The sequence below is a fragment of the Mesorhizobium sp. ORM8.1 genome (assembly GCF_053005525.2).
This window is the reverse complement of the sequence record NZ_CM132600.1, coordinates 3,411,576-3,425,212: the sequence shown is the minus strand read 5'-3', so window position 1 is coordinate 3,425,212 and position 13,637 is coordinate 3,411,576. Positions and strand designations below refer to the sequence as shown.

The following is a 13,637-nucleotide window of genomic DNA, read 5'->3' as shown; positions in this document are numbered from 1 at the left end:
TCCGCTGCTTGGCGCGCTGGCGCGTTGCTCGGAACGTCCGCATTGTCGAGCGTGGCGCTTGCGTTGTCGGGCCTTGCCGCGCACGCCGACGATACCGGCCTGTGGCAGCCGCAGGTCCGCGCCATCATCGGCGCCAACAGCAACAGCGGGTTCTCGGCGCTCGAAGGCTTCCTGCCGATCAAGCAGAATCTGGAATCGGTCCTCTTCCTGGACGTTCGCTCGAAATATGATTTCGATGACGGGTTCGGCCAGGATGTCGGTCTGGGCATCCGCCGCATCGTCAATCCGGATCTGATGATCGGCGGCTACGCCTATCTCAACATCCAGAACCGCGACAGCCATCAGTTCGTCTCCACCACGCTCGGCCTCGAGGCGATCACCTCGAAATACGATGCGCATGTCAATGTCTATCTGCCGATCAGCGGCGACCGCGGTTCGGCTGGGCAGGAGTCAAGCCTGTCGCTGGCCGGCAACCAGCTGCTCGAAGAGATCTCGGCAATCGACCATCGCACCTATGCCGCCTGGGGCATCGAGGGCGAGGTCGGCATCCAGGCGCCGATCGACCTGCCGGAAAACCAGTCGCTGCGCTTTGATGTCGGCGCCTATCATTTCGCCGATCCCGACAATGACGATCACAGCGTCACCGGCGCCAAGGCAGGCATCGAATACACATTCGGCGATGTCGTCGGCAAAGGCACGTCGCTGACCTTTACCGGCGAGGTGCGCAACGACAATCGCGACGACACCCAGTTCGCCGGCAGCGTCCGGCTGACGGTGCCGTTCAACGTGCCCGGCAGCAGCTCCGCCGACAATGAGGCGGACCCCGTCTCGACTGTCAGCCCGGGCCTGCGCAAAAGGCTCAACGAGCGCGTGCGCGGCGATATCGGCGTCAGGCTGCAGGACCAGGACAAGGTCACCGGCACGACGACGCGCGTCGCCATCAACGCCGCCACCAACGCCGCCTTCGGCAAGTTCTTCTTTGCCGATGGCCACAACGACGCCGGCGCCGGCACGCTCGCCGACCCGACGACGCTGGACCTTGCCGTCGCCGGCGCCGGCGCGAACGGCGTCGTCGTCGCGCTTGGCGGCAGCGGCAACATCACCACCGCCGGCGTCACCCTTGCCAACGGCCAGACCGTCATCGGCGGTGGCGGCAGTGTGCAGGCCAGGCTCGTCGACGGCAGCGTCGGCACCTACAATTTCGGCGGCAGCAACGGCACCATCCAGGGCACGAATTCCGCCAACAACGTCATCTCGCTCGCCAACAACAACACGCTGAACGGCATCACCATAAGCGGCGGCGCCGACGGTATCTTCGGCAACAACGTCACCGGCGCAAAGCTCACCGATGTCACCATCACCGGTGCCGGCGGCAATGGCGCGGAGTTCAAGGGCAACTCGACAAACGTCAGCGCCTCCAATTTCACCGCGACGGGCAGCGGTCTCGACGGCCTGCATATCGAGGACAACGGCACCTACAATTTCACCGGCACGACGACGCTCAACGGCAATGCCGATGACGGCCTCGATATCACCGGGCAGGGCACCTACACCTTCGCCACCGTCAATGCCCAGAACAACACCGATCGCGGCATAACGGTGCAGGGCACCTCGAGCGGCGGCAGCTTCACCACCACCGGCGGCACGATTTCGGGCAATGGCGGCACCGCCGTGTTCATCGACCCGATCACCGCCCATGTCGTGCTCGATTCCATCACGCAAGATGGCGGCGTGTCGGGCGTCGTCCTCGACCACGTATCGGGCAGCTTCACCGTCACCGGCGCGACCAATATCTCGAACACGACCGGCCCGGCCATCGAGATCACCAGCTCGCCGGCAACGATCCGCTTCGGCGACATCAACATCACGAGTCCCGGCGGCGACGGCATGTCGTTCACCGGCGTCAACGCCGCCGTGATCGCCGGCAACATCGTGATTTCCGGCCTTGGCATCGGTCAGGCGGGTCTCGATTTCTCGGGCAGCCAGACCAATTTCACCGCGCAGTCGCTCAACATCACCGGCCCCAGCATCGGTGCAGCAGGATCGATCGGCATCGACCTTGCCGACACGACCGGCGATGCCTCGATCATCATCACCAATGGCGGCAACATCTCCGGTGTGGACACTGGCGTCCGCCTCGGCATTTCCGGTTCGCTGGCGGATTCGGCCAATGCCGAATTCACCTTCGGCGGCGGTTCGATCGCCGGCACCACCGCTTCGCTCGACGCGCGCGGGCTCAACCAGACGCTCGGCCACTATGCGTTCGGCTTGACCACGTTCAGCGGCCCGCAACTGTTCGACCAGCAGAATGTGATCTTCGTCGGCGCTGTCGGGTCGTCGGGTGACGGCTCTTCCACATCGAGCCTGCTTGCGATCAATCAGGCCGATCTTGACACCGACAGCGACGCGATCTTCGTGCTGGTCAACCAAGGCTCGCCGATCGACGCCGTGGGCGGTTTCTCGCTGAGCGCCGGCCAGACGCTGGCCTCCTTCGGCAATGGCCGTACTTTCTCGCTCGGCGGCGTGCCGGTCAACGTCACCGGCGACAACATCCAGCACGACCAGGTCATTTCGGATCCGGGCGGCGGCGCGGCGACGCTGACCAATTCCGGCGCCGGCGATGTCGTGACGCTGGGCAATGGCAACTCGCTGCTCGATTTCAATATTTCCGGCGGCTCCGGCTCGGCGATCTACGGCCTGGGCATCAACGGGCTGACCGTCCAGGGCGTGACGGCCAGCAATGTCGGGTCCGGCCTCTACCTCAATGGCGCGACCGGCACGGTCTCGGTCGACGACCTGACCGTCCAAACAGCATCTCAAACCGGCATCGCGCTGGTCGATTCGAGCGCTACCGTCAATTTCACCGGAAACACGACGATCACCGGCGCCGCCAGTGTCGGGCTGTTCGCGAACAATTTCGACGGCATCGCCAGCTTCGACGATCTCGACATCACCGGCGGCGGCTACGGTGTCTCCATCCGGGGTGGTTCGACTGGAACGCTGACCTTCGGCGCCGGCAGCTCCATTACCAACACCGGCAACGCGGCGTTCGATGTCGTCAACAATTCGCCCCACGTCACCTACAACGGCACCATCAATCAGGCCACTGCTGCAAGTGCGGTGAATATTTCCAACATGACCGGCGGCACCGCTACCTTCGGCGGCAAGATCACCGCCAGCACGGGTGCGGCCAATGCGATCAACCTGACCGGCAATGCCGGCGGCGCGATCAATTTCACCGGCGGTCTCGACCTCACCACAAGTTCCGGCACCGGCTTCAACGCCACGGGTGGCGGCACGATCAATGTCGCGGCCGCGGGCACCGAGTCGATTGCCACCGGCACCGGCCGGGCGATCAATCTCGACGGCGTCACCATTGGCACCGGCGGCGTGGCGTTCGACAGCATCACCACCGGCGTCACGACGGCCACGGCGCTGAACTTCAACGCCGTCTCGGGCGGTCCGTTCTCGGGTGGCAATGTCAGTGTCGGCGGTAGCGCCATCGGCGGTCTCGCGATCGCCAATTCGTCGGCGACCTTCACTGTCAGCAGTCTGGCGACGTCCAATGTCGCGGGCGCCGACGTTAGCCTGACCAACAACACCGGCTCGATCTCGATCCTCGGCGGCACCATCACCAATTCCGGTACAGGCGATGGCGTCGTCGTCTCCGGCGGCAGCGCGACGATCGGTGTGGCGGCCAACATCTCCAGCTCGGCAACGCTGCCAGGCACGGCGGTCAAGGTCGACGGCACCACCGGTGGCTCGGTGACCTTCAGCGGCAGCGTCACCTCCACGGGTACAGGCAATCTCTTCGTGGTCGGCTCGGTGCTGCCCCCGACCGGTGGCACGATCAGCTTCACCGGCCCGTCGCTGTCGGCGACAGGCGGCGGCGGTGTGTTTGCTGTCGGCCTTGCCGGCACGGCGACGTTGAACGTTGCCGCCCCGCTGTCGATCACCGGCGCCACGAGCACCGGCCTGGCCATCGCCAATGTCGCCAGCACCGCATCGGTGACCTTCGGGGCGGTTACGGTGACGGGCGCCGGCGCCGACGGCATCGGCATCGCCAACGATGCCGGTTCCGTCACCTTTGGCACGACCAACATCACGCTGGGCGCCACGGCCGGAGCGGCCGGCATCAACTTCGCGCTCGCCAATGCCGATGTCAGCTTCGGCACGACGACCGTCAGCAATGTCGGCGCCAACCAGACCGGCATCGACTTCAGCGGTTCCGCCACCGCGGCCGATTTCGGCGTCACGACGATCACCGGCACCGGCGACCTGACCTCGCGCGGCATCGACCTGTCGTCGACCACTGGCAACAAGACCATCACCTTCCTGCGCGGCTCCAGCATTTCCAATGTCGGTGTCGGCGTCGAGCTGGCGTCCGATGGCACGACTGCGACCTCGGCCAACGCCAACTTCACCTTCGGCGACGGCAATGCGGGCGATGGGCTGCAATCTTCCATCAGCGCGGCCGCCGGCGGCTACACTGTCAACACGATCGGGCTCGATCCGACCCTCGGCAATTATGATTTCGACGATGTCGCCTTCACAGGTCCCGCCCATCTGGCGAGCGCGGTCGGCGGCGTCATCATGGTTTCGCAGAACGGTGGCGTCATCGCCGCCGGCACCGATGGCCTCAGTGCCGCGGTGACCACCATTTCGGTCGCTGACGCCGATGCCATGACCGGTATCAACACCTTCGCCTTCGTCGGCACCGTCGATCTCAGCGGCACACCGTTCACGCTCGATTCGGGGCAGTCGATCACCGGTTTCGGCAACGGCACGTCCATCCTCACCTCCGGCACGGTCCAGCCGATCAACGTCCAAGGCAATCTCGGCGCCACCGGCGGCAACGTCACCGGCGACGAGGGCGTGGTTAAGAGCACGGGCAGCGATACCCTGCAGTTGCTCGGCGACAACCAGGTGCGCAACACCGCCTTCGACTTCAGCGGCGGCAGCGGCTCGGTCTTCCTCATCGACCAGAGCGCAGCCGGGTTCAGCAATGCCGGCGGCATCACCATCGAGGGCGTCACGGTCAGCAATGTCGCCGTGGGCCAGACGGCCTTCAAGGTCGCTGGCCTCGACACCAATGTGTCGATCACCAACAACAACATCAACGTCGCCGGCACGCTGCTCGACGCCAATGGCGGCAGCGGCAACATCACGGTCACGCGCGGCACCTTGCCCAACGGCGGGCCGGCCGGCACGCTGACCGGCGGCGGCATCTCGATCGCCAACCGCACCGGCGGCACGGTCAACTTCACCGACAAGGTGACGGTCAACGCCAACGGTGTCTCGCTCACCAACAACACCGGCGCCACGGTCACCTTTGCCGATCTGGACATTTCCACCAACGGCGTGACGGCATTCAGCGCCACCGGCGGCGGCACGGTCAATGTCACGACCGGCACGATCGACGCCACGTCGGCACAGGCGGTGGCCCTCGACGGCATCACGGCCGGCATCAATTTCGCATCGACCAGCGCGACATTCGCGACCGGCAACGGCATCGACCTGCAGAATCTGAGCGGCACGGCTGCCTTCGGCACCGGCACGCTGACCAACACCGGTTCGGGCACGTCGTTCAACGTCGGCTCGGCGACTGCCGCCAGCGGCGGCAACGCCGGTATCTCCTATGGCGGCGCCATCGCCAGCAATGGCTCGGGTGCTGCCGTGTCGATCCAGGGGCTCACCGGCGGCTCGGTGTCGCTGTCCGGCAATTTGACCGACAGCAACGCGGCGGCCGGCGGCAACATCGTCATTGCCGGCAACGATTCGGCCACGATCACCTTCTCGGGCGCTACCAAGCAGATCAGCTCGGGCGCGACCGACGGCGTCAATATAGGCTTCCCCGGCGGCTTCCCGGTCGGCACGCCGAGCGCCAACACGAATTCCACGATCAACTTCACCGGTGGCGGCCTCGATATAACGACGACGTCGGGCGCGGGCTTCGAAGTTATCGGAGATACCAATTTCCCTGCGGGTATTCCCTCGACCGTCACCGTCAGCGGCGCCGGCAACACCATCACCACCGGCACGGGCACCGCGCTCGATCTCGACGGCGCGACGGTCGGCGCCGGCGGCATCACCTTCGATTCGATTTCGAGCAATGGCGCCGCGACCGGAGTGTCGCTCAACAATGTCAGCGGCGGCGCCATAGACCTCGGCGCGGTCAACCTGCAGAACATCACTTCGCGCGGCGTTGACATTTCCGGCACGCTCGGGTCGGCGCTGAGCTTCGACAGCCTGAACATCGGGCTCAATGCCGCCAACGCGGTCGGTCTCGATCTCAATGGCGCCGCTCTCGGCACGAGCAACATCACGGCCGGCGATTTCGATGTCGACGGCGGCAGCTTCGCCGGCACGATCGGCATCGACATGGCGGGCACCACGGGCACCGGCACCATCCAGCTCGGCGACACCGTCAACAACAACCCGGCCGACCAGACCTCGACGATCGCCAATGTCGGCTATGGCGTCCAGTTCTCCAGCGCCACCAACGCCAAGCTGGTGTTCGGCGACGGCGTCGGCCCGGCCGAATCGTCGATCGCGACCACCGGCGGCCAGGTCATCCACACCACCGATACCTTGCCGACCAATGGCGACTACAATTTCAACGACGTCAATTTCACCGGCGACACATCGAACCTGTCGTCGATCAGCGTCTACTATGTCACCGAAGGCGGCACCGGCGACGGCAGCCTAGCCAATCCGGGCAGTTACGCGGGCGCACAGGCCTCGACGGCCAACGTCGTCGTGCTGATCGACAAGAACGTCAACGGCACCCAGGAAACGATCGATCTCGGCGCGACGTCGTTCCAGCTCGATGACGGGCAGGTATTGCTCGCCTTCAAGAGCGGTGACGCGGCGGTCGATGTCTCGCAGCTCGGCGTCGACACCAGCAGCGGCGCTTCGGCGGCATTCCACTTCACCACGGTGCAGAATTCGCCGATCATCGCGGCGCCGGGCGGTATCGATTGCTGCGGCCGATCCTGCAGAGCAACAATGCCACATCGGTCATCAACCTGGCGACAAGCGGCACCGGCACGATAACCGGCGGCATGGCGAATCTGATCGTCCGCAATCTCGGCACCGGCACCGGTGTCGCCGTCAATGCGACAGCCGCCTCCAGCTTCTTCCTCAGGAACAACGACATCGCGGCCGGCGGCGCCGCGCTCAGCCTCGGCACAACCGGCGGTACCGCCGACATGCTGCAACTCAGTATCGACGGCAACGCTTTCCAGCGCACGAGCGCCGGGGTTGCCGTCTCGTTTGGCGGCCAGAGCCTGTCCGCGACCACGAATTCCATCCTGGTCAATTCGTTTGCCGGCAACACCGTTACCGGTGGCGCCGGTGGCGGCATCCTATTCAGCAACGTTCATTTCAGCGGCGCCGCGGGCGGCTCGCTCACGGTGGGCAACACGGGCGCGCGCGTCCTGGGCGACGGCTTGAGCTTCATCAATCCGACCGGCACCTTGAACTTCACCACACTCAACGTCGCCAACGATTCCGGCACGGGCGTCCTGGTCAACACAAAGGGCGCCGGCACGACCTTCACGCTGACCAACACCGGCGGTTCGGTCGACACCACGGCGGGCACGGCGTTCAATCTCGATCCGCTGACCGTCAACATGACGCTTACCACCGTAAACGCTGGCGGCGGCGCGAGCGGCATCATCTTCGACGGCGTTGCGGGGACTTTCACCGTTACCGGCGCGACCGCCATCGGCAATACGTCGGGCTTCGGCATCGATGCCATCAACACCAACACCGGCACCTTCCAGTTCAACACGGTGACGGTGAACAATGTCACCGTCCCCAACACGGGCGGCGGCATCCGTCTCCAGACCGGCACGCTCAACGTCACCGGCCTCGCCAACATCGACACGACGAGCGGCGTCGGTCTTCGCAGAGCGGCGGCACGACCAGCTTCGCCAACGGCCTGACCATCGACACCACCGTCGGCACCGGCATCGTGGGAACCGGCGGCACGATGGGCATCACCGCCACCGCTGCCGCCCAGACGGTCAATTCGACCGGCGGCCAGGCGATCAACCTCGCCAACGTCGCCGCCACCATCGCGCTCGACCAGACCAACTCCGGCGGCGGCACCAACAATGTCAGCCTGACCAATGTCAGCGGCACGGTCGTCCTCGGTCCGGGCGCGCTGAGCGGCGCGACGGGTGCGTCGTTCAATGTCGTCGGCGGCAGCGTCAACCTGACCTATGCCGGCAATATCAACCAGGCGAACAATGCTGCCCTGGTCAGCGTCTCGGGCGGCCACACCGGAACGCTGACCTTGAACACCGGCACGCTGTCGGCGACCAACGGCACCGGCCTGCAATTCGACAACGCCGACGGCACCTACAATTTCAACGGCACGACGACGCTGAACGGCGGCGATGCCGGGATCGACATCGTCAATGGCTCCAGCGGCACGTTCAGCTTCAATGCCAACACGTCGATCACCAACCCGACCGGGATTGGGTTAAATGTGAATGGCGGCAACGGCAACATCACCTACGCCGGCAGCATTTCGAAGACCAATACGAACAATATCGTCTCGATCCAGAACCGCACCGGCGGGACGACGACCCTGTCGGGCGCTCTCAGCGCCACGGGCGGTCTCGCAAACGGCATTCTGGTCGGCGCCAACACCGGCGGGTCGATCACGTTCTCGGGCACCAGCAAGACGCTGAGCACGGGAGCCAACACCGCCGTCAATTTGACCACCAACACCGGCGCGACGATCGATTTCACCAATGGCGGGCTGGTCATCAACACCACCAGCGGGACCGGCTTCAATGCCACCGGCGGCGGCACGGTGACGGCGCAGGGCACCGGCAACACGATCACGTCGACGACCGGCACCGCGCTCAACATCGTCAACACGTCGATCGGCTCGGGCAACGTGACGTTCCAGAGTATTTCGTCGAACGGTGCTACCAACGGCATCGTGCTCAACAACACCGGCCTAGCTGCCGGCAACGGCGGCTTGACGGTGACCGGAACCGGCACGACGGCAGGGTCCGGCGGCACCATCCAGAACGCGGTGCAGGGCGCGCTGTTCACCTCGACGAAGAACCTGTCGCTGTCGAACATGAACTTCACCAATGCCAACAGCGGCAATGGCACGTTGAACAATATCGACGGGCCGACGTTCAACAGCGCCGCCCAGGCCGCCATCAACATGAGCAGTGTGTCGACGGCGACGTTCACAAACCTCAACTTGAACGGTGGCGCCCAGGTCGGCATCAACGGTCAGAACGTATCGAACCTCAGCATCGCGAACACCACGATTACCGGCTTTGGCGACGCCGTCTTCGAAGGCGATGTGCGGTTCTACAATCTCACCGGAACGTCCTCGATTACGAATTCCACTTTCACCTTCGCCGCGGGCGCCGGTGGCGACAATCTGGTCGACATACGCAATGATAGCGGCACGACGCTGACGCTGACCGTCTCCGGCAGCACATTCAGCAACACAAGGAATTCCGCAAACGGAGCCCAGGGCCTCAGCTTCGAGGCCTTCGGCAACGCCAATGCTACGCTCAACGTGTGGAACAGCACGTTCTCGAACCTGAAGACCTCCGGCGTCGAGGGCTTCGCGCGCGATACCTCGACGCTGAACGTCAACATCACCGATGGAGGCGTCGCCGGCAACGGCAACACCTTCGATCCAGGCGGGACGACGACCCAGACGGGCCGGGCTATCGGGCTCAATGCCCAGGATACCGCGCAGCTCAATTTCAACATCAACCGTAACAAGAAAATCTACGGCCATGGTGGCCCGGTTATCAACATATTCAGTATTGATAACGCAACCATTATGGGACGCATCGACAATAACGCTGACATCCAAAACAACGCCACTGGATCGAATTTCGCCGGCAGCCCAATCAATATCAGTACGGAGGACAATTCCACGGGTGTTGTGGAAGTGATCGGGAATGCGATCATAAATAATGGCCAGGATGCTGCGATCTCGGCTGGCGTTACCGGTGACGGAATATCCAAGTTTAGCGCATCTCTCGATATCACCATTCAAAATAACAACATTACGATGGCTGGTTACAATACCGGAGTCGATACTTTCAATAACGGTATCTTGCTGTCGCCCGGTGCGTTGCCCGCAGATTTGACTACTCTTGTCGCGAATCTCCAGAACAACACAATTTCCGGCATCACGGCCGCGAACGGCGACGCGGCCCTTGTCAACGAAAATACCGGGGGCGCCGGTTCACATCTGTATCTCGAAGGCTTCACGGTCGACACCGCGACGACATGGGCTAATCGCGGCAACACGCCGACGACGCCCGTGCTCGATGCCAACGCGCCCGGTTCTTCTGCGATCCCGGTTGGCCACAATGGCGGTCACACAAAGACGCCGACGAACCCCAATCAGTAGTAGAATCAATTTTAGGCAATGTGTAGTTGTGGGCGATGCGCGCTATCTCTCAAGACGTTGGGGTTGAATAACTTCTTGCACTAAGACGACTCGAAATCGCTGGACACTTCCCTTGGGGAAGGATACTTTCTATTCAAAGTAAAATTGCTGGTGGGGACGCGAGATGGCCGAGCCTTTTCTCTCGGAAATCAGGATCATGTCTTTCGGTTTTCCACCGAAAGGATGGGCTCTATGCGACGGGCAGCTCCTGCCCATCAACCAGAATCAAGCGCTGTTTTCGCTGCTCGGCACCACTTACGGTGGCGACGGTCGCGTGAATTTCGCTCTCCCCGACATGCGCGGCCGTACGCCGAACCATACAGGCGGCATGGGCCATTTCCTCGGTGAGCGTGGCGGCGAACAGGCGCATACGCTTACAATAGCTGAGATGCCCACCCACACATCAGGCGAATGCCTCAATCAATGCGGGGTCGGTCCAGCTTCCGGGTGGAAATCTGCTGGGCAACTCCGCGCCAAACCTGCTCTACGGCCCGACGCAAAATCTCACCAATTTGCGACCGGACACCGTAAGCAATGTCGGTGGTAGCCAGGCGCATCTCAACATGCAGCCTTTTCTGACATTGAGCTTTTGCATTGCCCTGCAGGGCATTTTCCCCTCGCAAAACTGACGGAGACACACCGTGGCACAGCCCTATGTTGGTGAGATCCGTATGTTTGCCGGCAATTTCCCGCCGGCCGGGTGGATGTTCTGTGACGGACAGCTTCTACCGATCTCCGAGTACGATACCTTGTTCAACCTGATCGGGACCACCTATGGCGGCGACGGGCAATCGACATTTGCTCTGCCTGATCTGCGTGGCCGTCTCCCTATTCATCAGGGCAATGGCTTTACTCTGGCCGAGACCGGAGGCGTCGAAGAAGTCACTCTCAACGTGAACCAAATGCCAATGCACAGCCACCTTTTCATCGCGTCGAGCGACGTGGCGAATTCACCGAATCCAGGCAACAGCCTCATCGGCAGGTCGCCCCAGGTCAACACGTTCATCAACGCCGTTCCTTCGATCGCGATGGCCCCGCAATTCATCAACGCCGTTGGCGGAAGTCAGCCGCACACCAATTTCCAGCCCTATCTGTGCGTGGATTTCATCATCTCGCTATTCGGGATTTTCCCGTCACCGACTTAAGAGGACGTCATGGATCCGTTCGTCGCCGAAATCCGGATTTTCCCGTTCAATTTTGCGCCCAAGGGGTGGGCGTTTTGTGACGGGCAAATCCTCCCGCTTTCGCAGAACACCGCTCTTTTTTCACTGCTGGGCACGACTTATGGCGGTGATGGGAAGTCGAATTTTGCCCTGCCTGATATGCAGGGCAATGCGCCCATGCATCCCGGCCAGGGCCCTGGCCTCTCGCTGCACGATCTCGGTGAAACCGGCGGTTCCGAGACCGTCACCCTGCTGGAGAGTGAAATACCGTCGCATCCCCATACGGTGGAAAGCGTGCCGGGCAATTTCTCCGCCAACACGAACGTTCCTACAAATACCGCGTTCGGGAAATCGGCCCAAGGAAATGCCTATACGCCCGCGGCCAGCATGGTGCCGCTGTCGAGTCAGGCCATCGCTCCGGCCGGCGGCAGCCAGCCGCACAACAACATGATGCCCTATATCACCTTGAGCTTCTGCATTGCGTTGCAAGGCGTATTCCCGCCCCGCCCCTGATGTGTCGATGAATTATGTGGGCAAAGCGGCCAGCTGGGCGCGAGCCGCTGATTTAGGACTGAAGTTTCGTCCGATCGCGAATGCCGATCTGCCGTTTCTGGCGCGGGTCTATGTGTCGACCCGTGCCGAGGAACTGTCGCTGACCTCGTGGAGCGAGGCGCAGAAGGCGGCGTTCCTCGATATGCAGTTCCAGGCCCAGCACGCGCATTACCAGAAATACTACCCCAATGCTGATTGGCTGGTGATCACGCAGGCCGGCAGCGACATCGGCCGACTCTATATCGAGCGCTGGCCAGGCGAGCACCGCATAATCGACATTACCTTCCTGCCGGCCTATCGCGGCAAGGGGTTCGGCAAGGCGCTGCTCAGCGACCTCATCGACGAGGCGGGTGCGGTCGGCAAGGCGGTCTCGATCCATGTCGAGAAGCACAATCCGGCCATGCAGCTTTATCTGCGACTGGGCTTCACGGTTGCCGAAGACAAAGGTGTCTACGACCTGATGGTGCGCCCGCTCTCGTGAACCCCGCAACTCTCACGGACCGCGATACCACGAGACGATCGTGAACCGCTCGTTGCGCGTGACCGGAGTGACTTCGTGGGTCGTTTCCGAACGAAAGGCGATAACGGAGCCCGGCAATGCCGGCATGGTGATGCGCAGGTCCGGGCCGCTGTAAGGCCCATGCAGGACCAGCGAGCCGCCAGCGTAGCTTTCGGGGGAAGGGTCGTCGGACTGAGCGTTGAGAAAGATCACCGCCGAGACCTTCCTGAAACGCGATTCGTCATGGATGAGTGGCGTGTTGCCGTCCTGGTGCGGTACGAAGAAATCGCCCTCGCGGTAGTGGAGAAACTGGGGCTCCTCGCACGCGCCGAGCGCGACGCCGAAATGCTGTTCCAGAACCGGCTTCTGCCGCGCCAGCAAACGCTCTATTCGCGCCTTGGTGGCAGGCGAAACCTCCGCGCGCGTGGTCCGGCGTACCTCAGGCCATGCCGGCTTGTGGTCGGAACGGCCAAGCAGGCCCGCGTCCTGGCCGACGGCCGCGCGAATTTCCGCACGGAGCGCGCGGCATGCCGCTTTGTCCAGCACCTCGGGGATTGGAAGATAGTCGACCATCGAGCCGAACTCAGTTGAAGACGGCTTCGTAGATATAGCTCGACTGGTCGCTGGAGATGGGCACGATGAAGATGTCATGCGTAATGTCGCTGCCGACAAAGCGATAGATCGCTTGCGGCAAAAGCATCTCGCGCGGTCCCTTGAACAGCAGCGAGAAGCCGCCGCCGTCACGTGGACTGTTGGCGATAGGCTTCACCGCGCTCAGCTCCAGCGCCACCATCTTGCCATTGGCCTCGACGATGAAGGTCTGCCCGACCGCCTTGTCGAAATCCGTAGCCGACACCATTTCGCCCGCCTTCAACCACTTGTCACGGCCGCCGATATCCTCGGCCGACATCATGCTGTTCATAGCGTGCCGGCAAGCCGTTGCGCCAGCCCCCGCGCTAGCCTAAACCCGGTG

8 protein-coding genes and 1 pseudogene are annotated in these 13,637 nt (G+C 63.0%); 7 read left to right on the top strand and 2 right to left on the bottom strand.

What is annotated here, in order from left to right; translation table 11 throughout:
• Nucleotides 1-24 precede the first annotated feature (24 nt).
• The 7 genes and pseudogenes from ACVDG8_RS17180 to ACVDG8_RS17150 all read left to right on the top strand — a co-directional run bounded on the left by ACVDG8_RS17180 (nucleotide 25) and on the right by ACVDG8_RS17150 (nucleotide 12,646).
• Nucleotides 25-7,056, top strand: coding sequence for an inverse autotransporter beta domain-containing protein (locus ACVDG8_RS17180; RefSeq protein WP_455707799.1), 7,032 nt, complete (start codon nucleotides 25-27; stop codon nucleotides 7,054-7,056).
• Nucleotides 6,981-7,949: a hypothetical protein gene (locus ACVDG8_RS17175; protein ID WP_455707798.1), complete on the top strand. Its 969-nt coding sequence runs from the start codon at nucleotides 6,981-6,983 to the stop codon at nucleotides 7,947-7,949. The genes ACVDG8_RS17180 and ACVDG8_RS17175 overlap by 76 nt, the downstream gene beginning before the upstream one ends.
• A 29-nt stretch (nucleotides 7,950-7,978) precedes the next feature.
• A complete protein-coding gene (locus ACVDG8_RS17170) occupies nucleotides 7,979-10,411 on the top strand; it encodes a beta strand repeat-containing protein (protein WP_455707797.1) in 2,433 nt (810 codons plus the stop codon).
• Between the two features lie 163 nt (nucleotides 10,412-10,574).
• A pseudogene (locus tag ACVDG8_RS17165) lies at nucleotides 10,575-11,079 on the top strand (phage tail protein).
• A 12-nt stretch (nucleotides 11,080-11,091) separates the two neighbouring features.
• Entirely contained in the window at nucleotides 11,092-11,595 is a 504-nt protein-coding gene (locus ACVDG8_RS17160; RefSeq protein ID WP_447255727.1) for a phage tail protein, read from the top strand.
• Nucleotides 11,596-11,604: 9 nt separating this feature from the next.
• Nucleotides 11,605-12,126, top strand: coding sequence for a phage tail protein (locus tag ACVDG8_RS17155; RefSeq protein ID WP_447255726.1), 522 nt, complete (start codon nucleotides 11,605-11,607; stop codon nucleotides 12,124-12,126).
• 7 nt (nucleotides 12,127-12,133) lie between these two features.
• Nucleotides 12,134-12,646 carry a GNAT family N-acetyltransferase gene (locus tag ACVDG8_RS17150; RefSeq protein WP_447255725.1) on the top strand — a complete coding sequence of 171 codons (513 nt, stop codon included), beginning with the start codon at nucleotides 12,134-12,136 and terminating at the stop codon, nucleotides 12,644-12,646.
• A 12-nt stretch (nucleotides 12,647-12,658) separates the two neighbouring features.
• Here ACVDG8_RS17150 and ACVDG8_RS17145 read toward each other — a convergent pair whose 3' ends face one another.
• Together ACVDG8_RS17145 and ACVDG8_RS17140 are read right to left on the bottom strand one after the other, a co-directional pair.
• Nucleotides 12,659-13,237 carry a 2OG-Fe(II) oxygenase gene (locus tag ACVDG8_RS17145; protein ID WP_447255724.1) on the bottom strand — a complete coding sequence of 193 codons (579 nt, stop codon included), beginning with the start codon at nucleotides 13,235-13,237 and terminating at the stop codon, nucleotides 12,659-12,661.
• A gap of 10 nt (nucleotides 13,238-13,247) precedes the next feature.
• Nucleotides 13,248-13,586 carry a DUF6916 family protein gene (locus ACVDG8_RS17140; protein ID WP_447255723.1) on the bottom strand — a complete coding sequence of 113 codons (339 nt, stop codon included), beginning with the start codon at nucleotides 13,584-13,586 and terminating at the stop codon, nucleotides 13,248-13,250.
• Nucleotides 13,587-13,637 lie beyond the last annotated feature (51 nt).